The sequence below is a fragment of the Rahnella sp. PAMC25559 genome (assembly GCF_050632365.1).
Taxonomy (GTDB): domain Bacteria; phylum Pseudomonadota; class Gammaproteobacteria; order Enterobacterales; family Enterobacteriaceae; genus Rahnella; species Rahnella rivi.
On sequence record NZ_CP192542.1, the window covers coordinates 1 to 24,225 of the forward strand.

The following is a 24,225-nucleotide window of genomic DNA, read 5'->3' on the forward strand; positions in this document are numbered from 1 at the left end:
AATTGCCGCTGTGGAGGGTGCATCCATGGCGGCAAGTTCCCCTTGGGAGAACACGCCAAAAGGCAAAATACTGACTAACATAAACAGGACAGTTGAAATGATAAAGCCGAGAATCGTCGCACGACTTACGGTGCGTCCATCGGCTTTATCAGACATGACAACCGCGCCTTCGATCCCGATATACATCCAGAGCGTTACCAGCATAGTGCTTTTAACTTGATCGAAAAGGCCGCTAAGTGGCCGATCATGTAATGCGTTATCTCTTAAGTGTCCCCAAAAGTCAGTTCCCATCATGTGATAACGCAGAGAGAAAAAGGCCAACACGAAAATAAAGACAGCAACAGGGATAAATTTAGCAATGGTGCCAATAAGGTTAAGAACCGAGATGCCTTTAACGCCACGCATAACAAAAATACTGAGTGCCCAGATGATGATCGAAGCTGTAGTGATGGCTTGCCAGGTGTTGCCGCCTTGAAAATAGGGAGGGAAAAAGTAATTCAGTGCGTCCATCAGTAAGACGGCGTAACCGACATTACCGAATGCGGCTGACATCCAGTATCCCCAGGCGATTAAGAAACCACTCAATTTTCCAAATCCAGCCCTGGAGTACATGTAAATACCCGACGTCATTTCTGGATGAATGTCGGCAAGAATCTGAAAGGTTCTTGCGAGGAAAAAAACGCCCAATCCGGTAACGACCCAGGCGATCAAAATCGCGCCCAGTGCGGCTGATTGAGCCATGTTTTGCGGGATGTTGTATACCCCCCCACCAAACATCGCGCTGATAACAAGTAACGTCATCGTAAGCACGCCAAGTTGTTTGGTAGGGGCAGGTTTAGCTTGCTTGTCAACCGCCATTATAAATCCTAAAAGTGAATGAAATGTCATTCCTCATACTAAGATTCAAACAATGGCTGCGGTATCAGACGACAAAACAAGTAGCGTCAAATTTATCTGAGGCGTGTAGGAAAACATGAAGAACTAGAATTGTTTAACAGAAACATAATTAATATATTATTGTATATCAAAAATCAATTTTCATTATTGTAAAGATTAAGATGATGTAGAGGTTTCTTTGAGTGCGTGGGTGGTTATAATGCTCAACGGCTATAAAAAAAACGCAATCAGGAGAAAAGATTTTAAAATTCTTCGAGAGTAATTCGATGGATGGAATATATGTAGCATATAAGGATGAGTCGCCACGTGTTTAACAGACACCTCAGAGTCGTTTAAGATGACTTAAAATAGAGGTGCCCATGAGCGGTAAACGTTATCCCGAAGAGTTCAAAGTTGAAGCGGTCAAACAGATTGTTGATCGCGGACATTCCATCGCAAGCGTCGTCACCAGCCCTGATATCACCACGCACAGCCTCTATGCCTGTGTAAAAAAGTATGGCCCTGATTCATCACCCATTAAATGCAGTCCGATGCCCAGTCTGAGATCCGGTGACTTCAGAAAGAACTGAAGCGGATACTGACGAGAGAGACATACTAAAAAAAGCCGCTGTAGATTCAATCTGTCAACGCAACACCCCTTTCAATGATCTCTTACGGTGTTTTGAACTTCAGTGTCTTTCTCGGTCTGTTGTTTAGCTGAGCTACAACCTGAGCCAGCTCAAGTTGAGTATATTGGGTAAGATATGTGTTTTTGGGAAAGTACTGTCGAATTAGCCCATTAGTGTTCTCGTTTGTTGCCCGCAGCCAGGGACTTTGAGGATCGCAGAAATAAACATTAACTCCGGTACTGCCAGTAGATACCAGTTAATCGTACCTCTTTCATCTTTGCGGGTATGGCGTATGCCATGACGAATGCTATGTGACCGGCGAAGATGTTGTACATTCAGGTGGTGTAGCGCTTCACGGCTACGAAAGTACAGCGTTTTATAAATTATCTCAGGTGATATTAGCAGTGTTTTTTGACGCGGCTTCGTTCACCTTAACCATCATGATATTTGTTCTGGAGACCACTTCATCTCCAGCTTTTCAAGAACAAGCTCTCGCAACGGTAAATTCTGATCCAGTAAGCAAGGTTTTGGTCTTTTCGCCATCCGGTGGGCCCGGTTATTAGCATCAACAGCTTTGTAATTGCGCCTGCCTCGATTAAGCTGAACTTCACGTGAGACCGTCGCAGGACTACGTTTTAGCGCATTAGCTATCGCACGCATGCTCATAATACATTCAGATCAGGGCTATCAATATGCGAGCGAAAGATTACAGCTCGCAATTTTAAAAGCAGCATGAGTCGTCGGGGTAAGTGCCATGGTTCGCGTTGCCTCGGATGCCGGTATGTATGCGCAGATATTCCTGCATTCTCTGGAATGCTCGTGGTTATGCAGGTGTTTCATAGGCAGTGCTGAGTTATTTTGTCCAAATGGTGCGTCGGATATTAAATTTTCCTGAGGATTTTAGGCTGCCTAACGGTATTCATTTGGGATCCCAGATAAAACGCATCCCTCCTAGAGTTATAGGGAAGGGCGGGTATCTATAGACGAAAGTGTCGTCTAGCATCAATAACGAAGTTTTAACTTTTAGCTGAACGGTCAGTGCCATCAAGGCGCAGGCTGCTGTAAACAGCGTAGTTTCAGGCTCGTTTTTTGTTTACATATAAGGGCATGAATTTTTGGATCAAAAAACAGCACATTTTCCTATATAATGTTAGCAAAATTTCCACATAAAGCCGTCTGTTAGTCTTAGCGTAGGATAATTTCCATTTCAAAGCGGCCCCCTATAAGAGCAGACAATACCGGATAAGGTGATTATAAAACCAACTGAGTGAAAATAAATATTCGAGACTATTTTAAGCAGTCAACATTTATACTGATATTAATAAATTTATTATTACATATATTTGTCATTGTATGCTGGATGTTCATTATTAAAATAATGAGTGCGACGTGTCGTGGGGTTGCACTAGTTTATGAATATACTGTTTATCCTTCATAAATTTATTAGCCCAACTATAATACTTCGCTACTTGCAATTTAAAAATTTTGTAAAAAAAACTCATACATTGTTCCGTACAATGTATGAGTAAGCCAAGTGGCCAATACCAGGGAATCAAAAACACTATAAACAATAGTGTGATAATAAATTTCCTGAACCGGAAGAAATTTATTGATTACAAGTGTCTGACCTAAATTGGTGTTTTAGCGTTGTTGCATGTGAATGAGTTTAATCCTATATTCCATCAAAGTGCTTACTTTGTATTTCTGCATAGCTGACCTTAAATGAGAGCTGACTGTTTTGGGGGTTATACCCGTTATTGAACTTATCTCATTATGGCTTAGACCTTTCCTGAGCAGATCTGAGACTCTGCGTTCCTTATTTGTTAAGGCTAAATTTTCAGTTCTTAAAAAAAGATTATCCCTAATTAGAGGTGAACCAAACATAACAATTTTAAAGATATCTAAAATCTGATCCAATCCTGTGTCAGGAGCAATAAAAAGTGCATTTTCATATCCTCTTATGCCTCTCACAACTTCTGACATTGAAAAAGTACAAAAAACGATCACCGCACCTCGTCTATCAGGAGAAAGGCTACGTTCAGGTAACTTTTCAAATATGCTCCTGGAAGATAAAACGACAATATCAGCTTGAAAATAATCGTTATATCTTGACTCATGTCGATTAATGAGCCTTACATTTACTACATGAGAATGATATATATCATCTAAAAGTTTTTGCAAGCCAACCTTAAAGTAATAATCCTTGCAGTAAATAGAAAAAAGTGAATTTCCATATGACAACATATTCAAAGTCCATATTAATAGCAACAGCCCTAGCGAATTGCAAATGAATACATTAAGCAATCGCTAATAAAAACACTTAATGATCGTTATCTTTTTTACCAACTGGATCTAACTAAAGCAACTCGTTCAGGCTGTAAGGAGAAATGACAAAGTGAGCATAATCCTAATATCAAAAATGAAACGGCAGCCTCTCTTTAAGTTAAAAAACCAAATAAAATAGGAATATTCACACTATACGTTGTGCCCAATTAGGATTGGAGCGAGAGAAATGATGCCTAAACTAGGATTTTTCACATGCAGCAAGAAATAATAACTTAGGTTATTAATTGTGTTCATAAAACACTAATTGCTAGCAGCGATAGATACAATCCAATTGATAGAAATTAACATTTTAAACGCCTTGAAAATTTAAAATTAATAATCAATTCTTTACAAAGTACGTCTCGTTTTGGACGTTTCATCATGGTGAAAGTGAAGACTTTTGTCACTTCACAGTGGGCGGAAGGTAAAATCATGTCATTATTAATTTACCTTACCTGACGATTCTTCATAGACCACGGTAATCTCCTATTTCGGAAGATATGAAAAAAGGCTTTTATATACAGATTTTACTGATATCTTCAATTTCGAGTTGGTAGATACCTGATATAAATCATGGAGACTAATTAAATTAAAACAATGGAGAGTATTGATATGTGAAAGCTTTACTCTGTACTCTAACAATGTCTTAACTTTAAATTTGGTCATGGATGATCTTAAATGTGAACTCACAGTCTTTGCGTTAATGCCTGTTAAGCGACTAATATCATGTTGATTTAGTCCTTTACTCAATAGTGAAGACACACGCTTTTCACAACAAGTCAAGGGAGTCAAACCCGTCCTTATAAACAACGATTTTCTTGCTCCTTCCGTGCCAAACATTAGCACAAAAAAAATTTGAGCTACCCGTTCCAATTTGATATCCACCGAAATACATGAAACGAGGTCGTATCCTGTAATACCGGTTAGTATGTGTGTCATTGGCTCAGAACAAAATATTATTGCAGCATGATTCTTTTTTTCTTAAGAATTCCTTCAGGTATCTGCTCATATATAGCCTTAGAAGACAGAACTATTATGTCAACGACAAAATACTCAGCGAACTCCAATTCACATGGAATAGCAGTATTAACAGGCGATTTAATTGATGAACATATGTCCTTAAAAATTTTATTTAATCCTATTTTAAAAAAACGATCTTCACAATGAATAGAAAATAAACAACTCCCAATTACAAACATAATCAGACCTAGTTATTGAATTCAATTCTTGATATTAAATAAAATATTTCGAGCATCGTTGAAATATCTTTTATTATTCAATACATTAACCATCATGCATTAGAATGCTCACCATGTGATTAATGAACAAAAAAAGGGAATGATAAGTATTTCTTTCTCAGAATTTTGCATTACTGTTCCTAATAGGATGATAGTGAATGATGCTTATCATGGCACTGTTTAACTAAACAGCAACCAAACAAGAACTCAGATAAAAAAATCCACTGCTGATAACGATTCATAAATATTTTAAGATGTCTTAGCCCTGGCGACCTTACAGAACTCTACACGTATTTATATTATTAACGCACTGTTTGTCATAAATTTAAAATCAATGTAATAATATTTCATTATGGTGTAAATTAATGTTTTATTTGGCGTTATGTCTCTTGACATGAGGTATAAGACATGTGGGTTATAGAATTTTTTACACTTAAATTAGCAGAATGAAATTGGACATGGGTTTCATATTTCACGGAAAAAAGGTTCGTATCCATACTGATTCAAAGAAACATTATATTAATGAAGCCAGAACGAACTGAGATATCCCATGATGTAGCAGTTATAACTGGGTAAGCTTCCATAAAATTAGCGTATTAATAACCAGACATCGCTGCCTTTTCTGCCCGACTGCGGCAACCGCAGCCTCATTGCTTATATCCATACCCTATACGGGCATGGGATTTTTTATGCTTTGTTTGACAGGCGACGACTGCGCCTGTTGACAGTTATAGAATCTTACACCCGCAAATGTCTGGGAATATGAATGGGAAAGAGTCAGCATTGGACAGAAGTAGCTATGATGCTGAAAACCAAGCGCTGAGGCCCTTTACACCGTATTTGCTGAAATCGCCACATAACACTTTTAAGTTATTGATACGAATATGTAATTCCTATCAATGATTTTGCAGTACCACTCTTCAAGTCTTTGGATGTATCACGGACGTAACTAAAACCTAAAGTAAGTGCCATCGGAAGGTTTTTGTCTGAACCCACTACACCGCCGCTGTTGCCAATATAATACTTAGTCTGGCCTGGGATATCTTTTGCTGAGCCATCAGGACCGAAAGAAAGCTGGGTTCCGGAAGAATTCGTTAATGTAAAACCTATACCCGAAGCTGTTGAATCAGAGGTTAAGGAGGTGATAGTGCTTCGATTAGCAGGATTATTTAAATCTGAAACTGAGTAATACAGTGCAATGCTTGGGTCGCAAACAAGCGAGAATGTTACCTGCTGGGTATTTATTAATTGTGATGCAGCTGAATTGAGTAAAGAAGACATAGCCACAGCTCCCATGTCAACAGAAGCTGTCACAACATTTGGGGTACAAGTTCTAATTGAAGCTCTTACATTTGCGCTACCTGTACTAATATGAATAATTTCCTGGAGGGTATTTGTTTCATCGTAACATTCGAAACGGAACATTTCTTGCCCGGGAATTAAGGTATAGCCATCATTAGGGCGGTCTGAACCTTTCCAAATATACGAACCATAAGTAGTAGGTATTCCATTATAAACGCGCGCACCATTATCATAATTACCACTCCAGACAGTGGTTCTGACTGTTTGTCCGTAAGTTATCATCGCTGGATTAGATGACACATTATAAAAGGGTATTAGTGCAAACCCCGGTGCGCCAGTATCAAACAAATACATAACACTAGAACCTGCACTTGAATAAGTCTGACCTAAATAGCTTGCAACTGGAACGTAATCAACCCTTCTGAGGCTATAATTAATTGTATTGTTCGAACATATTTTTACCTGCCTGCCTATCCCCGAACCAGCTAAGACAGTAGCAAATGCCATGCTATCTGCAGCATTGTTAATGACAATATCCCCAGAAGTATAATTCCTCGAGTAATAAGACTCAACTACAGCAAGACCTTCTTTAGGAAAAGAAATTAAGGTTAATACTAAAAAAAAAGGGAACAAGTAAGTATTTTTGTTCATGATTCATCCTTATAATCAACTATTAAATATTATTCACATGTATTTTTTTAAGTATTGAGTCATCATCGTCTACTACAAAAACCCAAAAATTACATTGCTTCAATTTGCAAAATTTACTTACATTGACTTTCCCTTCAGGAATTAAAGTTATTCTGCTGTCTAATTTCTCAGTGCTCGAATCTTTGATATTGATAGTCAAAACGAAATTGGAGTGATTTCTTAACCAAAAAATGTCATTACCTTCCTTTACCAAGGCAAGGAGCGCAGGATCAAATTTTGAGAGATTATCATGTCTGTAAATTAAATTAAAGTGTGACCTCAGTGCTAATGATATCGTACTGAAATCGTTCATTTTCTTTGAGTTGGGTATAAATGCAATAGTCAGTGAATATAATTGATCGACTTTAATATCTTCTATTTTATCTGGAATCAGCATCTGTATATTGGATGTGTTCTTAGCAAGTAAAAATAAAGGAGGGGTTACGACAAAACGACCTTCATCGTTTCCAGAAATGTTGGTTTTGACTAAATAATCATTTTCATTGTCATTGATGATTTTTATAGGCAAACTCTTGGTATTTTGATTAATTATAAAACGGGTTCCAACGACAGAAACACCTGCCCGAGAGTCCGTACTCAACATAATCAGAGACAATGTTAAGATCAAAATTACTCTAGTCATAAGAGATTTCAAATGATGTGACACCAGTGACTTTCCCGGGAGACATTTCTCCAGATGTTTTAACATAAGCGGCGTAGAAACTTAGTTTATTTATATCCGATGAATGAGTTACATTAAAACTACTAAAATTATTCCTGATGTCCAGGTTAGTTATATTCATGTCATATAATCCAATGGCTACACCATTTGCTTGACCCTCTGCACCAGAATTAATCTGAAGCAAATTAGGCATTTTCTCATCGCTAGCTCCAATAAATCTCACGTTGACTGTGTTAATTTCTAAAGGACAATTTTCAATTATTATATTAAATGGTGTTAGACCAAAAGGAACTCCTAAACTTTTACCATTTAAAAGTCCAGTCGTCATGTTAACAACGGAGTTATCGCTCCCGGAAGAAAGAGAACAAGTTGATGAACTTAATTTTGCGCTGACATTTATAGTTATCTGCTCTGCACTAGCTGGAAAGCAGGTAAAAATAAGACCCAGAAAAACTAAGAATTGTTTAATCATAATACATATCCAGGAAAAGTACTGATGACGCGTCACCAGCTACAACAGGAACTGCGACCGCTCTGTATTGCAAGAAGAATTTTAAATTATATTTTTCAGTTGTTACAGTTGAACCCAGAGCTAACTTGGTATTCAAAGGAATTCGATTACCTTTATCATCTAATATTTCAATAGCAAGCCCTTGCGCAAGAGGCTCCGACAGATTTGGTTGGCCCTTAATCTTTAGCAACGTCGGATCCAGTTCATTGGCCTCACCTGTAAATTGGTAAGAAATATTGCTCGAAGTTCCCAGGCAGTCTAAACCAATGTCTATCTCTTCCTTTTTACTCACATTCCCTGGCGCTTTGAAGGTTGATGTATTCAAGTCAGAAAAAACAACATTCTTGGTTAGGTCTTCACTATTTACATTACAATTTTGATCTCTCAAGGCGCCATTTATACTCACCATCACATCAGCAGCATAACTGCGTAGGGTTATAGCGTTGATCATAACAAACAAGAAAACATACAGGGAAAATTTAAGTTTCAAAGCCCATCACTCCTCAGTGACATTCGACATGAGTTCTATTTATTGTTCTAGATTTAAAATTCTCGTCATAATGTATTACGAATTTACAAGTATCCTCTTCATCCCATTTTACTTTATATGTGGCATTGTTACTGACTCCAGTCAGATATACTGTTCCATCATCATTGGCAATAGCGAATGAGTTATTTCCTTCTTCGCTCACAATTGTTCCAAATCGTATAGGCCTGTTTTTATATTTAACCGAAACTAAGAAGTTATAACCTCTTTTAACATCAAAAACTACTTTCGATACAGCGCCTCGCGTTGGAGCCACTTTGATAACTCTGCCTTCTACATCAAAGTCATCACCAAATGTTAAAGGATCCAATTCAACATCATTATAATGATATGGTGATGCATAGGGTATAAGAGCGTATCCATGCTTATCTATAGTAATGTTTTCTCCTGCTCGGTTAATTCTTGCTCCGCTAGCACCAGCAGCTTCAACCAGGATCGCAGTGTCATTCGCTTGTTGAGAGAAAACAATACCATTTTCATGTGCTAAAATAGAACCGCTAACTCCGTAATCTGCTTGTTTTGTTACAGGGGAGAATGTTAAACCTGATTTAAACCTTGCATAATCAGACTTATAATTAGCGGAAAAATATGTTGTATTGTTATCATGTTCTCTGTTGACACTTTGATTTATATTATAATCCATTCTATTGTCCAACGCAGTACCATACAAGCTTGTGTTATTATTGTATGTTTCATCTTGTTTGTTATAAGTATAGCTATTGGAAATATATGCAATATTGTTCCCCCCGCGACCGGAAAGGGGTATGGTAAAAGATACAAAAAACAAATTATTTTTTGTTTTATTGTACTCATATTTATTAAAACTTAAGGACAGCATCATGTTATTGAGTTTGTTAAAGGTTTTATTCCAACCTGCCTGAATGTTTTTCGATGTACCGCCGTTCCAATAATCCGTAGTATTACCCCATAGAGATAACTGACCAAAATTGTTTAGATTTTGGGATATATTCCACTGATATGAAGCTTTTCTTGCACCGGAATAAATATAGTTCACAGACTCTCCAGTAACCGGGTCAATATACTGGTTGTTATTTTTCTGAGCAGCTTCATTAAGTGAGTAATAATTAGATGTTGAATATCTATAGCCGGTTATCTGTATATTTGTTCCAATATCTTGGAAAGACTTTGAGTACAGGACTCTATAGGATTGTCCAACTTCTTTGTCATGCGCATCCTCAGTGTAATATGAATTGATCGCATCAAATGATAGCGCACCAATCCCACCTAAATCTTTTGCTAAACCGAGTCCTAAGGATCGATAGTTTCCTGATAACTGAGTGCCACCATAAATTGTAGTTTCATGCGGCAAGCCAAATGAAGCAGAACCTTGAAAAAATGATGCTTTCTTGGCAGCCTGGAGATCAAGTTCGCCTGCTGTAGCAGAATAGTTATATAGTCCCGTTTTTAACAAATTAGGCAATGTAGAGTAGGGAATTATAAAATTTTTAACAGTACCGTCTGCAGCAATGAGTTCTACCTGATAATCACCACTGCTACCTACAGGGTTCAAATCCTTAATATCGTACGGGCCTGCATCAACATAAGTTTGGTATACAATTACACCATTTTGTCTAATTGTTAATTTTGAGCGGCTATCTGCTATACCTTTAATCGGAGGTGAATACCCTCTTTCACTTTCCGGGCGCATTTCTTCAGATGTAGCCAGTGTAACACCAGTATAGGTAAGTGAATCAAAAATATTAGATCCTAATGAATTTTGACCTATAATTAGATTGCTTTTTAGCCCTTGAATAGCTCTGCTCGCAAAGACGTTATTTATCTTTTTTTCATTGTGATGACTTACACCGTAATGACTCTGATTCCAGTAAATATTACCGTTTAAACGCCATGCTCCGTAGTTGAGCTTATTGTTAAAACTAAAATAAGAGGATGAAAAGTCGGAGTTATTTTTGTTTTTTGAGTTACTCCCGGTAAAGTCATAATTACTAATAAATACGGGAATGCCATCATCCCAGTCTCTTACATCGGCCAGGGTAGAGCGTGTGGCATCGAGATATATTTGAGGTATAGATATTCTCAGAAGCAGCTTCGACATCTCGACTTGATATGATGAGCCATTAACATTTTTTTGTAAGTCTATGCATTTACTATTATCTCCAATAGCTTGCAATTTCTTTTTTAGACTATCGTTAAATGGCATAAGGTCAACTAACTCAGATGTGAAGCACGGTTCAACTTTTTTTTCCTTCGAATTCACTTCGACAAAACGAATTTTACTGTTCTTGATGAATTTATCGCCTACATAAACATCAAAATAATAAACACCAGGTGTAACATTATTATTTTTAGATATAAATGATAAATCATGCAGAGAAGCTACGTCACTTCCTAAGAACAATGGATTGAAATAATCCTCAGCATGTACCTGAGCTATGCGTACAAAAAGCAAGGCAAATGTAATAAATCTTAAGGAATACATTTCTAGATCCAATCGTTTATTTTTTTTAAAATTAAGACTATAACTTGCATGTGTTATTATTCACTTGCACGCCATAATCGTTGATGAAACTATATTTTACTTCTGATCCTGGTGATTTTATAGCAATGCTTACATTGCCAAATGGGGAAATTGTTTCCGCCTTAGAAACTTCTTTGTTATTGATGCTAACGTTTACCATATTCACGTAGTATTGTGATGTGTTTTTAATTTGTAATGTTTTATCTTCAAACTTGCAATCTAGTTTTTTTGCAGCATCGCTCGATTCGCCATTTAAATTATTTGGTCTTATAAATAATTTTATTTTTGTTGTAATTGAAACCAATAGTGAATTATTAAGGTCTTGTTCCTCTTTGCTTAAAGATGGGATCACTTTAGCATTGAAATAAAAAAGCTCCTCTCTGTCATTGGGTAATCTATTTTTATCACCAGCATAAACAATACGTAATACGCTGTCAGTATTTGCATTTAACACAAATAGTGGTGGCGTCACAATAAAGTCATCAATCTTATTTCCATGCTTATCGGTAACCCAAGATTGCACGAGGAAATTATTTTTTTTATCGTTATTAAATATTTTTATCGCAGTTTGACTTTTATCTGCTGGATATATTAAACGAGTAGCCCCTAACGATACCCCTTCGGCGAAGGCAGGGGAGATAGTAAAAGTTAAAATGAGTAACATTAAAAATTTAAATTTCAAAGTTTTCCCCTAGGGTTATTCATTTATTAGCTGGTCTCAAGTACCAGCTAATATTATTATTTAGTTATAGGTCAGCATGAAATTTGCTACGGACTGAACTTTGCCAGCACCAACTACAGCTGCAGTGGAAACATAATCCGCTGCAAAATTAATAGTAGATGTAGCACCTTCGCTCAATGCTACTGGTGCGGTTTGTCCAGTAGCAAGTGCTAAGGCTTCATTATTTGGCCCATAAATCTGCAACCCGACATTTGTTGCAGCGCCAGCGCCTGCATTGTTTGCCAGAAGGTTAGGTGAAGTCGCATCAGATTGCCCTGTGAAACTTACGCTGACATTTTTATATGTTGTCGTGTCGCAATCTTGTAAAGAAATGGTGAATGGTTTACGTGCATTAGCTGCCTGGTCTTTAGAAGTAAATACGCTTGATCTCACTGTATCCAGATTAACAATTTTATTTGTGTCGCCACTGGCAACAGAACATGCGCCTTTAGTGATTTCTCCATTAAAAGTTACCTGGCCGCCAGCTGTTGTAACCGGCACAACTTCATCCTCAGCATAAGCAGCTGATGCTGAAATTAAAAAACCTAAAGCAAAAGCAGGCAATAACACATTCTTCATTTTCATAAAATCTTCCTTGTTGTATTTACTAATGTTAAGTGTTGAGAACGCTATCCCGGCAGAAAATTATTTCAGACATACCGAGAAGCGGAGCAAGTTTAAAGGTATCAATTCTCCTAAATCAAGTTGGTTCTAATATCCATTTCACACTTCACTGATGATATTTGCAGGTATAATCCTAAAAATCTCATCTTTGTTAAATTAAGATTTTCCTCAGTTTGAATTTTAAAAATACTTCCAAATCAATATTTTTTCGTACAGTAAACATCATTCAGTTAGGAGTAATCACATATTTAATGGATTCTTAAGTTATATAATTAGTTATAACAAGGTGCCTTGCCTGATAAAACGCCTGAAATTAATTGTCAAAAACATTCATTAATAATTTTTTTGCATTTTTTCACCTCCTCAATACTGCCTTACTACCTTTTTAAAGCCATGAGTTGGATGCGAAATCCCCAAAGAGTAATGTCTTCCTGAGACATATGAGGTCATCCCCATTCCGACCAACAGATCATCAGTATTCTCCGCGAGACTGAAGCTGGGGTATCCGCCCGTAAACTCTGCCGCAAGCACGCCATTTCCGCTGCCATGTTTTACACCTGGCGTAAGAAGTATGGCAGTATGGAGGTGCCTGAGGTTATGCGCCTATTGAGGAAGAGAATGCCAGACTTACGAAGCTGCTTGGCGAAGCCATGCTGGATAAAGAGTCGCTTCAGGTGGATCTTGGGCGAAACTACTGACGACAGACCAGAAGCGGGAAGCCGTGATGATGAGGTGTAATGCGAGCGGTCTGTCGCAACGTCGTGTCTGCAGGCTTATAGGTTTATCCCTGTCGACCTGCCGCCATCAGGCTCAGCGTTCGGCTGCTGATACGCATTTATCAGGGCGCATCACTGAGCTGGCACTGGAGCCCAGTGCGTTTTGGCTACCGACGTATCTGGCAGTTGCTGCGCAGTGAAGGGCTTCATGTTAATCATAAGCGCGTGTACCGGCTTTATCACCTCTGTGGCCTGGGCGTAAAACGCAGAAGACGTTGTAAGGGGCTGGCAACAGTAGGTCTGCCGCTGCTCCGTCCGGCGGCGCCCAATCTGACCTGGTCGATGGATTTGATCGTGGACGCATTGGCTACCGATCGCAAGTTCAAGTGCTTTACCTGCGTGGACAACTTCACGAAGGAATGCCTGACCCTTTGGAATTTCATGCGTGCAGGTCACGCGTGTTCTGGACAGCATTGCGCTGTTTCGCGGCTATCCGGCGATGATAAGAACTGATCAGGACCCGGATCTTACCTGCCGCTCGCTCGATCAATGTGCCTTTGAGCATGGCGTGGAGCTGCGACTTATCCAGCCCGGCAAGCCGACACAGAACGGATTTATTCAGAGTTTAAACGGATGCTTTCGCGATGAATGCCAGAATGAACACAGGTTCAGTGACGTCAGTCATCCTAGTAAAACCATCACTGAATGGCGCCATGATTATAATGAGTGCCGCCTGCACTCGCGCTGAATTATCAGACGACGTCTGAATTTGCGGCGATCCGGAGAAAGGGTAATTCTGATTGTGAAAGATCCGACATTACTAAGTGAGCGTTGTATCTAATCCTGGGGGCAGGTCAGTACGTCATGCCTGGTCAATATAAATTTTAACGCAGGCGTGCTCAGCGGACGGATGACAGAAAGAGTTGCAATCCCAGAGGGGTGCACCGGATAAAATAGGAAGGCGTCACGTTCTGAATTGATTATAGACACCGATAACGATTCAGTTATCCGGCGTGAGGACTGTAAACTTAGGGACTTAACAAGGCTACCAGTTTGAACAATTGTTTTGGTATAACTCACATTGAGTATGATCCTGCCATCAGTTGCCCGGGAGATATCACGAACACGGAGACGGTCTAATTCACTGATACGCAGCAGCGTGCTGTAAGCGACATGCAGAAATGCCAAACCACGTTTATCGCGAAGCGATAAAGAGTCAGACCATAACGCATCAAGCTCAAGCAAATCCTCGAGACGAAAGGTTACCATTTCCAGAGATGCCGCAGGCAGATACTTCGTTTCCTTTCTGTGTAAGTTTGAACCTGCACCAATACCTGTTACCACAAAGCTGTCGGCATTAATTTGGGCTTAAAAGATTTGTTCGTCACCGACAGGTGATTCAAAACCAACAATCCGCTCCACACGGCTATATCATCAAGGGACAAAATGATAGATACAATTCACAATTCATACTTATTCTTTAATAATTAATATTTAATCATTTCTATAGTTTTTTTCCATGATATCAATCATCACCCCTTCATGCGCCTGAAGGTTACGGATGTAACGCATTAATGTTTCAGGCTTTTTCCAAGTTCCTTCCTGCATAATCTGAGCAACGGCATAGCCACGTCCCGCCATGTCCTGTGCAGCTCCTACGCGGGCACTGTGACCCGTCCAGGTCATGTAGCGTCCTTTATTTGGCGTGATAGTTTCAGCTGTTCCAATCGTACGCCACGCCTTGGTGAATATAAATTCTAACGCAGGCGTGCTCAGCGGACGGATGACAGAAAGAGTCGCACTCCCAGAGCGGTGCACCGGACAAAAGAGGAAGGCGTCAGGTTCTGAATTGATTCCAGACACCGATAACCATTCAGTTAGCCGGCGAGAGGACTGTGAACTTAGAGACTTGACCAAGCCGCCAGTTTGAACAATTGTTTTGGTGTAACTCACATTGAGTATGATCCTGCCATCAGTTGCCCGGGAGATATCACGAACACGGAGACGGGCTAATTCACTGATACGCAGCAGTGTGCTGTAAGCGACATGCAGAAATGCCAAATCACGTTTGTGGCGAAGCGATATAGAGTCAGACCATAACGCATCAAGCTCAAGTAAATCCTCGAGACGAAAGGGTACGGCCTGACCAGTACGTTCACCAGAGACGACTGCGACACGATTTATTTTCTTCACTGCACGAAAAACCAGCGGTGAAGTATTAGGAGGAGTTAGGCCAGCGTTACGGTGTAACATAGAAATCAAGGAACCATGCGTCGCAATCGTTGAAGAGGCACGACCGTTCTCTTGCAGCCAGTTCAGGTAATCGCGAAGGTCGACCGGAAGCATGGGCAAAAACGAGCGGTTATGTTCAATCGACCATCTGTGGCAGATCCTTATAACGCTCATTAGCTGTCGCCACGTATTTGGCGAAAAAGCTTCTTTGTCTTGAACAAATTCCTTAAGCCTGGCTAGAGCATCCTCTTCAGCCTGGATAGCCGGTAGCGTCTGTTGGGTTGGTGTTAATTTGCCCATATATAGCTTAGAAAGCGCACTCCCGGTCACTGGCGACGCTACGTGGATTCTGAGAAAAATGCAGGGGACTTACCTTGCAGATTTCACGTAGCGTAACCTTGATGTTCTGCAGCGAAAAATCATCTGCGACTGTAACTACTGTATAGATTACCAGTTCGTTCATAAAATAGCTCACTTTATATAAGTCCCATTATATAAAGTTATGATTTGAATGATGATCAGAGGAGTGGTTAAATATTTGGCCTGTCATTCATAAATGAAATTAAACTGGTTTAAAATGATACGCTTAGAGTAAAAAATGTGGAGGGATGTTATATTTTTTTGAAAGGCTTTTTAGGATTCAAAAGATGAACTCTCTAGAGCTCAAGATCATGCAGACATTTTCAATTTGTAATCGTTGGCTTAGGAAATCGTGGCCTCGGGGCTGACATCTGTACGGAACGTCCGGCTTCGATAAACTTCAGAACGGCGATGATCTGGGGCTCAGTGAATCGGATCTTACGCATAGCGATCTCCTCGGGTGACATAATCAGTATGTGGGGAGATCGCTATAAGTGAATGGGCCGTTTTAGCGGGGTACTCACATCAGGTCTACCTGATGGCGTTGTGAATGCGGCTGCTGGGCCAGGAGTAAAAGCCACTGGGATGAACATCCAGCACCCTACAAAGCAGGCGAACAGGCCAGAAACAGGTGTTGTCGCGGATAAAGGCGTACCCCAGTCGGACATAAAACATGGGGTAGTGGAGGATTAGGAATGAAGCGTACTTTTACGGCAGGAGAAGAAGAGTTTGTTTTCGAATATTCTGTAGGCAATTTTTATAAATGCATTGTTGGGATAATGTTTAATTAGGCTTGGTAACAGGTTGATTTTTTCGAGCACTACGCTTTCAGGAATAATCCTAGGAAATGTAATTTTAAGAAAAAATACTTTTTTTCATGAAACCCTTGATAAGCTACAAGCAATGTATTTTTTAGTTATATATACTAACATTCTCTAAAAAACAACGTTATTATCCATTTTTATATAATTATCGGTTTTTAACACCAATACATTAAGAAAATACATCATTACTCGAGGTATTGCCAGCAAGTTAATTTCATATTCTAATGAATATCTGTAAGGGGCTGTGGATGATATAACTTTAATAGGTTTAACTATTTTAGATTAACCTAGATGAATATATTTAACACTACGGCTACACCATTTTTGAATAATTGTGGTTTTTATATTTTTTATGTTTATCAATAGTAATATCACTGTACTTAAAAAAATTAAAAAAATTATTAAAAAATGCATGTATCATTAGAAATGATGCATCTCTACTCACTGCAGGAATTTATTTATATGTAAAAATTTATATTTTGAAGTGAATGCATGATGCTTTGTATATTTATTGCTATCATGTTTTTTACGTTATCGTTGTAGTTAATGTTCCTGGGAATTAGTTACCTAATTTTCCAATCTTTCAAAAGTTTGTTCTTCCTGATAATTGATTTGGTTCGAGCGGGTGAGTGGTAAAACGTATTTGGTTCTGGCTTCTGACAAAGGCTTTAACGTGCTGGGCAGGTATCAGTCTGAGGTTGTATCCCATCGTTCTGAAGGTTCTGCCCCAGAAGTGCGAAGTAGAGCATGCCTCTATCGCGATAAGCGTTCCGGGCTCGAAGTGTCGAACGCAATCCAGCAATTTTGAACGGGAGATCTTCTTGTTATATGCAATTGAACCATCAACCATCCAAACGCATACCTGAAAAACAGATTTGGCAATGTCGATACCAACAAATCTGATTGTGTTCATGTGATATCACTCCTGAATTAATTGCAGTCAATAGAGTATGGCACTGGCTACTTCAGGGAGGGGCGTCCATAACATCACTACAATTGGAAATAAATTTATTTTGCATTCAGCCAGTGCGGCTTTTCATATTTTTATCTTTCCCCCGCAACTGTTTTAGCTTCATTCGCGCATGGCAAACCGCCTGCCGACTTCTCCCGATAAACAATTTATGTAGTTCAGCCAGTTCCAAATGTAGGTTTTGCTTCAACAATGCCAGTTCATCCTTACTCCACTTACGTCCCCTCGGGCACCGTAATCCGAGTGCGTAGGCCTGATTTGAAACCGAAAATACCGTTCTGTCTGGTAGCCTTTTGGCGGCATGGATACCTTCCAGCGCATAATATTTTCGCAGGATACGATTTTCTTTCTCGCTCCAATGTCGCCGATAAATTCCCAGAGAATTGACCTTCGTCATGATGCCTGACCTCGTACGCCGGGGTAACATCGCCAGCAGCGTATCCATATCCGCACCGGCAGTATAATGCGCCAGCAGCACCTCCAGTTCAGCGTCACTCCAGAAGTTATATTCAGCACAGCATCCCAGCCGGTTCGCCATACTTTTCACTGATACCCTAGTTCGCCCCAGATAAACCCCGATTTCCGCTGCTGACAAAGAACCATAGTTTTGCTCCACAAACCGTATTTCGTCCACAGTCCATGCAACCCGACTATTTCGGTTACCAGGATTCGTCATAACCCCACTCATCTGGTAGTTTTCTGCTGCAATAGCGGTTCTTGCACGTCGGCCTCGGTCAGCAAGGCGTATCTAGCGATAAGCTGTTTCAGGTGCATCTCCATCTCGGCCTTTTCAGCAACAGGTAATGATTGCCCTGCCGGAGTGTTTGCCAGTATCCGCAGTTGTTCTTCTGCCGGTATAGCGCCATTAAACGACTGCAAAGTGGTGAATACGAAAGATTTTAGTTCGCTGACTGTCATGTATTTTCCCTTCTTTTCATCCAGCCCGTTTAGTCGGTCACTCAGTTGCTGCAACGTCGTCATACCTTGATGCCAGCCATTCAGGTTTTCTATCGGCAAGGCTGAAGCATTAAGCTGCTGTTGCCACTGCTGTGCCAACGGTTTAGCCTTCTCCGGCCACAGAGCCTGAGCCTGTTCTACCAGCTGTCGACTGTAGTTGAGAGTCCAATACGGCGGTAACTGATTTAGGCGGGTGAGTTGCTGCTGTGTATCCGTAATGAGGGCCTCAGATAAGGGAGCTTGCTGACGAAGGATCTCAAGTTGCCTGGCTGAGAGTACCGAAGGTAAAGGAGCCAGCGATGCAGCAAGCTGTGCCTGTAGCGGATCCTGACGGTGCAAGTAGAGCCAGCCCCAAACCGCTACGCTGCCTGCCATAAGCATGGTAAACATTCCCATGGCAAACGGCTTCCATAACTTTTTAGGAGCAGGGATCGTCGTCAACACCTCCACGTTCGGCTGAAGTTTCGGCTGCGCAACATACACCCACTTAACTGAGTTAACCGGTTCATTTTTTTCTGCAATCGGAACACCGGTTACGGTATCAGTAGACGTCCCCATGCCATTTATTACCGTCGCAGGAATTACGATACTGGGCTGAATGACAGAACCAGTGTCTGATGCGCCGTCGCTGTTTTCCAGTCGGGATGCACTGTTATGCATCAGAGTGCGCAACGTATCGAGCTGGCTTAAATGTTTGAGCTCTAGACGCTGTAGTACTGCCCCCAGGCTGGTAAGCAGTTGTTCCGCCTGATAAAGCTGACTGAGGTTGCTGTAATTTAGTGGGAGCGTGCGCATCAGCTGCTGTATCCGTTGGCTCAGACCGCTGAGGATTTCCATCCGAGCATGTATCGGCTGCGGCCAGAGCGTACTCCACTGATGGCTTATCAGGGCTTCCAAGATCGACAACCCTTCATTCAGACCGAACAGCCCGGCAAGATGAGTACGGGCAAGCGCATACCAGGCCGCCGTTTGCAGCTCCACGCCGTTTTGCTCAAATAAAGAAAGACAGAGTTTTTCGGCATATCGCCAGTTCACATCGGGCCGGGCGGGATGGGACAGTTTAGCCAGTTCATCGCGCAGGGCGGCATAATCCGGCAACGTGCGCGGATCGCTGCCGGTTTTAAGTTGCTTAAAATTATTCATAGAGGATTTCCGTTACTGCTAAAAATGAGGGTAATGAAGGCGAGCAGCATGGCAGCTGGGTAATAACCCTTCGAGCGTCGCGAAAAATGCCTCTTCGTCAAACTCATGCACGGGCTCTGACAACAGGCATACCCGGGTGCAACACCACTCAGTGCACTTGCCCACGCGCATAAACAGCCGACAAATACGCGTCATATTCCCCCCGGCGCAGAGGTTCACCTCCACGCATCCCGTCACGCCCTGGCCGTACAAAAATAGAGGCGTGAATGTTATCGTCCTGTTTTCGTAGCGAAGAATAATACCCGGCACCTCAAAAGCCCGTTGCCCGACCAGCAGGTCGATGAGTGATACTGAGGTGCTTTCAATACCGATGCCGGTCTCCTTCAGCCACGCATCCATGCGCGTATGAAGCTGAGTGAGTCGCTGACGAAACGCCGCAATATCGGCCTCAGTCTTACTGCCAAATGTCCCGCAAGAGGGCTGCAGTCCCTGGAGTTTTTTAAGAAAGCTTGTTTTAGCTGACATGCGTTACCTGGAAAGCTTGAGGAGATGACAACCTACATTCGGATGTTAGGGGCGAGATACTGCTGCTGCCTCATATGCCTGATGAGCACCCGCCCTTCCGGCATGAATTCGGTGCCGTAGCGCACCAGACCTATGCCTTTCAGCTCGGCGTCGATGGCGTAACGCAACTCGCCGGGCACCTCCTGCTCGAGAAGGCTCACACTCAGGGCCTGCAGGCGAGGCTCATACTTCAACAACACACCGGCAAGCGTATCAATAAGCGCATGTGCGGTGCCGGGCATGCCCTGTAACATTTTGGTCATGTCCGGCAGGCCGTAATCCGGCAAATGACTGAGCGTTCCTGCGCGGCAGTTGAGGATGCGCTGCATGTTGTCGAGCACCGAGAGCACCACCTGATCGTCTTCTCTGACCTGATTAAGCGCGAGGCCGCCGGCAAAGTTGCCCAGCAGCATTTCGTAAAGTGAGGGGGAGCGGGAGCCGAGCATCATTTTTTCTCCGCAAGCAGGGCCAGCGTGTTATTGCCCAGTTCGAGAGTGCGCGGTTTATCCGGATCCAGATCTTCACGGGTTAACACCAGACGCCACTGACCCTTGGCTAAATCCGGATTACGGAACAGGCCCACGACCGCCACAAATTTAGCATCCTTTTCCATCGGCATATCCAGCGATGCTGCGCTGCCCGGCTTCACGACGACGTTACGGCTGGCGAGAAGATCGTCTTTCAGCGCGTCATCGCCGTCGCCTGCCAGCTGCTGATAGACCGTTTTCTGGAAGTTTTTATCATCGCGCAGCTGATAAACGCGCACCAGCACCGGCTGTGAGGATGAGTTCGCCTCTGTGGCATCGGTATTGAGGGCTTCACGGGCGGTGAAATCCAGATGCAGTACTTTTATTTGCTTATAAAACAGAGATTTTGTGGCTGAGACGGTGCCGTCGGCCACCGTTTGGGTCAGACCGCAGCCGCTCAGTAATAAAACCAGCGCAGGCAGCCAGAGTTTACTTTTTAAAGTGGTATTTAATAACACGACCATTTCCTTCCTGATGCATATCAGGAGCCATGCCGTTGTAGCGGCCCAGCTCCACGGTAAAGTAGTCGGGGATATCCTCTGACGGTGCGTCATCGCCCAGTCCCAGCACGCCGGTCAGCCCCAGCCGTATCTGTGAATCCCCCAGCACGGGCGCAGGCAGCAGGTGCGTCGGCATCGTCAGCTGAATACAGGCCTTGTAGCGCCAGCCCAGATACACCCGCAGCAGTACCTGAAAATCCGCATAAATCTGACCGTCCGGCAGCCATTCACCGGCTTCGTCAGGGTCTGATGTGTGCAGGGAAATCAGCAGCTGGCTGTTGGCATCGGTCGCTTCATCCCCCATCACTGTGTAACCATCGAGCCAGTAAGCCCCTTCGTCAGCAAATGCCATCGGCGCGGCGATGTGCACGGTGCGCAGGCAATGCGGCGTGATATCCACCAGCGTAGACGGCGCTAACAGCCGCACCAGCGCCTGCACGCCTTCCGCCGTTCTTCCCGGCTGGCGCATAACGCCGAGCAATGCCAGAAAGCGTGAGGTAGGTGTCGCAAAATGTTGTTGCGAACCGGGGATCCCCATGCCAATCAGCCCCAGCAGACTTTGCGATGTATTGTCTTTGCCGCCTGCTTCGAAGGTGGCCGGATACGAGTATTTCCGCCAAATGCGGTAGAACTGCGTCATGATGCGGTGGTTGAAAATATCGAGAAAACCTTCGAGCGCCTCATGTCCTTCGCGCTGCTGGGTGATATCGTCGATATACGATGTCGGCAGCGGCGAATCCACCCCGTACAGCCCCATAAACGTGGTGCGCACCGTTGGCGGCGCATCGGGATGTTCTTCATCCGTTTCGAAGGCTTTGAGTTCACTGACCGGGAACCCCATGCCCGGATGCGGGCGAAAACGCACCGGATCGTCGGCAGGATTGGCGGTGCTCCCCAGCGGCTGGCTACCCGGTTGTTGTTCCAGTAACTGACAAAAGCGGAAGAAGTTGATCTTGCCGATGTCGCGCTCAAGCCTGGCGTTTAGCCGGGAATGCGCGGCTTGTGATTCTCTTCCCATTCCAGGCGTTCTCCTGTCGGTTGCAGTATCAGGGTCAGGCGGTTAAACAGATGAATATCGGTGTACAGCGCAAAGAAGCGGCTGAGCATTTCACCGAACAGGCAGATATCGCCGGTACCGGCAAAGCCGTTGCTGTCGAGCGTGATTTCGATATGCACGCCGCGCAGCAGATAACCGCGTTCAAAGCGTTCGATCTCGCTGTGCTTCACTTCAGCGATGGCATCCAGACGGCGGCGGTTCATCTCATTTTCCGTCCAGTCATACAGCGCCAGCGTGCCGCGCAGGACTTCGGCGTTATCCATCATCCACAGGAAGCTGCTGCCCAGATGGCTCAGCACCCGCCAGTGAAAACGGTCGCGGTTCGGCGGATAACACGGCATCGACGGCACGGACAGATTGCGCACCCGCACATTGGCCCCGGTGGATTTCACCGCGGTATCCAGCACCGTGCTTTGCAGGGATTTGCGGGGTAACTGGCCGTTGGTACCGGTCAGGCTCAGGGACAGGTTTTCGTTCTCCGGTACGGTGTGGTTATCAAACGCCTCACCGCCCAGCACCAGCCACGTATCGTGCAGGCCGGAAGGGCCACGTTTGACGCGTGTATGGTAGTAATACTCCGGCGCGTCGTGGCGCAGCATCCCGCCTTTGTGGCGGAAGCTGGTAAACGGCACATACGCCTGATGCCCGGAATGTTTGGAAGAGATCACCGAATCCACCGAGTAGATCTCGGTATAGCCATCCTGCACGCGCATCGGGTGCAGGAGATATTCCGTCTGCAACGAGGAGAGCGAGAGCGGATCAGATTCCAGCGAGAACAGGTTAATGACGGGCACGCAGTGCAGCCGCAGATGTTTTTCCGAGAACGAGAAATCATGTTCCCAGCGCTTTTCCAGCACGACTTCTATTTCAAACCACGCCAGCTCGGCCGGTAAGGCCACGGTTTCCAGCCCTTTCAGCGCGGCGAACATAAATTTTTCGCGGAAGGTGAAGTATTCCAGCAGCAACTGATAACCGCTGAACGCGCTGTCACCTTTTGGCCACAGCTGGTCTTGCTCGCTAAAGCCCTGCGGCGCGAAGAATGCGTCCAGCGGCTGACGGTCGGATTGCCCCGGCAGACGGATCCACAGTTTGTCGGTATTGAGCGTTAAGGCTTCATGCAGGGCGCAGGCCAGCGGCGCATCGGCATCAAAATAAAGCGGCAGATGGCTCAGGGACATTTTGCTCCAGTCGGCCAGCTCACCGCAGTGAAAACGCAGACGGATCACCGAGCGACCGTCGGGTTCGCTATCCAGCACCGCGCGGCTGAGCGAAAGCGGCAGCAGCTCAATATCCTGCGTGGTGGTGTAGCGGCATCGCGTGCGACGCTCTCCTATCGGACGGGAAAGCACTTCAAAGCCTTTGCTCACCGCCATGCGTTCTTTCATTCCCTGCCATTCGGGGGTGAATTCCACAATCGACAGCGAAGGAATGGTGCGCAGATAGTGCGGCCACAGCAGGCTGACCAGCCCTTCGGTCAGCTCAGGCAGATCGTCGTCGAGTTTTTCCCGCAGCCGCCCCATCAAAAAGGCAAAGCCCTCAAACAGGCGTTCTACATACGGGTCCCGGGCCCCGGCTTTATCCAGATTCAATCCGGCAGCGCGGTCAGGGTGCGCACGAGCAAATTCTTCGCCCGCCTCGCGCAGGTAACGCATTTCGGCGTCAAAATAACGCAGGGTTAAGTCGTCCATGGGTGTCTTATCAGTTTCTGAGTAGCCAAATGGCACAGGCAA

At 43.4% G+C, this 24,225-nt stretch carries 18 protein-coding genes and 5 pseudogenes; 3 read left to right on the top strand and 20 right to left on the bottom strand.

Annotated elements, in window-relative coordinates:
* Positions 1–858 (bottom strand): amino acid permease (locus tag ACQZQY_RS00005; RefSeq protein WP_431295522.1); only part of this gene is annotated, 858 nt, incomplete at its 3' end.
* 398 nt (positions 859–1,256) lie between these two features.
* Between ACQZQY_RS00005 and ACQZQY_RS00010 the strand changes: the two are divergent.
* Positions 1,257–1,447 (top strand): annotated as a pseudogene (locus tag ACQZQY_RS00010) (transposase); the annotation flags it as partial.
* A gap of 101 nt (positions 1,448–1,548) precedes the next feature.
* Here the strand turns inward: ACQZQY_RS00010 and ACQZQY_RS00015 are convergent.
* From ACQZQY_RS00015 to ACQZQY_RS00060, 10 genes and pseudogenes are all read right to left on the bottom strand, one after another.
* A pseudogene (locus tag ACQZQY_RS00015) lies at positions 1,549–2,171 on the bottom strand (IS30 family transposase); the annotation flags it as partial.
* A 975-nt stretch (positions 2,172–3,146) separates the two neighbouring features.
* Positions 3,147–3,749, bottom strand: coding sequence for a helix-turn-helix transcriptional regulator (locus ACQZQY_RS00020; RefSeq protein WP_390976512.1), 603 nt, complete (start codon positions 3,747–3,749; stop codon positions 3,147–3,149).
* Between the two features lie 567 nt (positions 3,750–4,316).
* The gene (locus ACQZQY_RS00025; protein ID WP_431295523.1) at positions 4,317–4,769 is read right to left on the bottom strand and encodes a helix-turn-helix transcriptional regulator; all 453 of its coding nucleotides are present in this window, start codon (positions 4,767–4,769) and stop codon (positions 4,317–4,319) included.
* A 1,169-nt stretch (positions 4,770–5,938) separates the two neighbouring features.
* Entirely contained in the window at positions 5,939–7,021 is a 1,083-nt protein-coding gene (locus ACQZQY_RS00030; RefSeq protein ID WP_431295524.1) for a fimbrial protein, read from the bottom strand.
* A gap of 22 nt (positions 7,022–7,043) precedes the next feature.
* The gene (locus ACQZQY_RS00035; RefSeq protein WP_431295525.1) at positions 7,044–7,703 is read right to left on the bottom strand and encodes a fimbrial biogenesis chaperone; all 660 of its coding nucleotides are present in this window, start codon (positions 7,701–7,703) and stop codon (positions 7,044–7,046) included.
* Positions 7,696–8,214: a fimbrial protein gene (locus tag ACQZQY_RS00040; RefSeq protein WP_431295526.1), complete on the bottom strand. Its 519-nt coding sequence runs from the start codon at positions 8,212–8,214 to the stop codon at positions 7,696–7,698. Before ACQZQY_RS00040 ends, ACQZQY_RS00035 begins: the two co-directional genes overlap by 8 nt.
* The gene (locus ACQZQY_RS00045) at positions 8,207–8,743 is read right to left on the bottom strand and encodes a fimbrial protein (protein ID WP_431295527.1); all 537 of its coding nucleotides are present in this window, start codon (positions 8,741–8,743) and stop codon (positions 8,207–8,209) included. Before ACQZQY_RS00045 ends, ACQZQY_RS00040 begins: the two co-directional genes overlap by 8 nt.
* A gap of 13 nt (positions 8,744–8,756) precedes the next feature.
* Complete coding sequence (locus ACQZQY_RS00050; RefSeq protein ID WP_431295528.1) at positions 8,757–11,261, bottom strand: fimbria/pilus outer membrane usher protein; 2,505 nt, start codon at positions 11,259–11,261, stop codon at positions 8,757–8,759.
* A 37-nt stretch (positions 11,262–11,298) separates the two neighbouring features.
* Positions 11,299–11,982 (bottom strand): fimbrial biogenesis chaperone, encoded by a 684-nt coding sequence (locus ACQZQY_RS00055; RefSeq protein ID WP_431295529.1) that lies wholly within the window; start codon positions 11,980–11,982, stop codon positions 11,299–11,301.
* Positions 11,983–12,042: 60 nt separating this feature from the next.
* Positions 12,043–12,606, bottom strand: coding sequence for a fimbrial protein (locus tag ACQZQY_RS00060; RefSeq protein ID WP_431295530.1), 564 nt, complete (start codon positions 12,604–12,606; stop codon positions 12,043–12,045).
* 507 nt (positions 12,607–13,113) lie between these two features.
* Between ACQZQY_RS00060 and ACQZQY_RS00065 the strand changes: the two are divergent.
* Positions 13,114–14,189: pseudogene (locus ACQZQY_RS00065) on the top strand (IS3 family transposase).
* A gap of 427 nt (positions 14,190–14,616) precedes the next feature.
* Positions 14,617–14,756: pseudogene (locus tag ACQZQY_RS00070) on the top strand (RNA-guided endonuclease TnpB family protein); the annotation flags it as partial.
* 99 nt (positions 14,757–14,855) lie between these two features.
* Here the strand turns inward: ACQZQY_RS00070 and ACQZQY_RS00075 are convergent.
* The 9 genes and pseudogenes from ACQZQY_RS00075 to tssF all read right to left on the bottom strand — a co-directional run bounded on the left by ACQZQY_RS00075 (position 14,856) and on the right by tssF (position 24,183).
* Positions 14,856–15,893, bottom strand: a complete 1,038-nt coding sequence (locus ACQZQY_RS00075) for a tyrosine-type recombinase/integrase (protein WP_390976499.1) — start codon at positions 15,891–15,893, stop codon at positions 14,856–14,858.
* Positions 15,894–17,426: 1,533 nt separating this feature from the next.
* Positions 17,427–17,690 (bottom strand): annotated as a pseudogene (locus tag ACQZQY_RS00080) (IS110 family transposase); the annotation flags it as partial.
* A gap of 106 nt (positions 17,691–17,796) precedes the next feature.
* On the bottom strand, positions 17,797–18,423 hold the full coding sequence (locus tag ACQZQY_RS00085) for a hypothetical protein (RefSeq protein ID WP_431295531.1): 627 nt from the start codon (positions 18,421–18,423) through the stop codon (positions 17,797–17,799).
* Positions 18,424–18,431: 8 nt separating this feature from the next.
* Entirely contained in the window at positions 18,432–19,847 is a 1,416-nt protein-coding gene (locus ACQZQY_RS00090; RefSeq protein WP_431295532.1) for a VasL domain-containing protein, read from the bottom strand.
* Positions 19,848–19,865: 18 nt separating this feature from the next.
* On the bottom strand, positions 19,866–20,372 hold the full coding sequence (locus ACQZQY_RS00095) for a hypothetical protein (protein ID WP_431295533.1): 507 nt from the start codon (positions 20,370–20,372) through the stop codon (positions 19,866–19,868).
* 32 nt (positions 20,373–20,404) lie between these two features.
* Entirely contained in the window at positions 20,405–20,860 is a 456-nt protein-coding gene (gene tssE / locus ACQZQY_RS00100; protein WP_431295534.1) for a type VI secretion system baseplate subunit TssE, read from the bottom strand.
* Positions 20,857–21,402 (bottom strand): type VI secretion system lipoprotein TssJ, encoded by a 546-nt coding sequence (gene tssJ / locus ACQZQY_RS00105; protein ID WP_431295535.1) that lies wholly within the window; start codon positions 21,400–21,402, stop codon positions 20,857–20,859. Before tssJ ends, tssE begins: the two co-directional genes overlap by 4 nt.
* Entirely contained in the window at positions 21,368–22,456 is a 1,089-nt protein-coding gene (tssG, locus tag ACQZQY_RS00110; RefSeq protein WP_431295536.1) for a type VI secretion system baseplate subunit TssG, read from the bottom strand. Before tssG ends, tssJ begins: the two co-directional genes overlap by 35 nt.
* Positions 22,420–24,183 (bottom strand): type VI secretion system baseplate subunit TssF, encoded by a 1,764-nt coding sequence (gene tssF, locus ACQZQY_RS00115; RefSeq protein WP_431295537.1) that lies wholly within the window; start codon positions 24,181–24,183, stop codon positions 22,420–22,422. The genes tssG and tssF overlap by 37 nt, the downstream gene beginning before the upstream one ends.
* Positions 24,184–24,225: the final 42 nt, after the last annotated feature.

Coding starts and splice junctions, on each gene's coding strand:
- ACQZQY_RS00035 (WP_431295525.1), bottom strand. CDS start 7,703: ATGACTAGAGTAATTTTGATCTTAACATTGTCTCTGATTATGTTGAGT.
- tssG (WP_431295536.1), bottom strand. CDS start 22,456: ATGGGAAGAGAATCACAAGCCGCGCATTCCCGGCTAAACGCCAGGCTT.
- ACQZQY_RS00075 (WP_390976499.1), bottom strand. CDS start 15,893: ATGGGCAAATTAACACCAACCCAACAGACGCTACCGGCTATCCAGGCT.
- ACQZQY_RS00030 (WP_431295524.1), bottom strand. CDS start 7,021: ATGAACAAAAATACTTACTTGTTCCCTTTTTTTTTAGTATTAACCTTA.
- ACQZQY_RS00040 (WP_431295526.1), bottom strand. CDS start 8,214: ATGATTAAACAATTCTTAGTTTTTCTGGGTCTTATTTTTACCTGCTTT.
- ACQZQY_RS00085 (WP_431295531.1), bottom strand. CDS start 18,423: ATGACGAATCCTGGTAACCGAAATAGTCGGGTTGCATGGACTGTGGAC.
- ACQZQY_RS00050 (WP_431295528.1), bottom strand. CDS start 11,261: ATGTATTCCTTAAGATTTATTACATTTGCCTTGCTTTTTGTACGCATA.
- ACQZQY_RS00090 (WP_431295532.1), bottom strand. CDS start 19,847: ATGAATAATTTTAAGCAACTTAAAACCGGCAGCGATCCGCGCACGTTG.
- tssF (WP_431295537.1), bottom strand. CDS start 24,183: ATGGACGACTTAACCCTGCGTTATTTTGACGCCGAAATGCGTTACCTG.
- tssE (WP_431295534.1), bottom strand. CDS start 20,860: ATGATGCTCGGCTCCCGCTCCCCCTCACTTTACGAAATGCTGCTGGGC.
- ACQZQY_RS00060 (WP_431295530.1), bottom strand. CDS start 12,606: ATGAAAATGAAGAATGTGTTATTGCCTGCTTTTGCTTTAGGTTTTTTA.
- ACQZQY_RS00020 (WP_390976512.1), bottom strand. CDS start 3,749: ATGTTGTCATATGGAAATTCACTTTTTTCTATTTACTGCAAGGATTAT.
- ACQZQY_RS00095 (WP_431295533.1), bottom strand. CDS start 20,372: ATGTCAGCTAAAACAAGCTTTCTTAAAAAACTCCAGGGACTGCAGCCC.
- tssJ (WP_431295535.1), bottom strand. CDS start 21,402: ATGGTCGTGTTATTAAATACCACTTTAAAAAGTAAACTCTGGCTGCCT.
- ACQZQY_RS00025 (WP_431295523.1), bottom strand. CDS start 4,769: ATGACACACATACTAACCGGTATTACAGGATACGACCTCGTTTCATGT.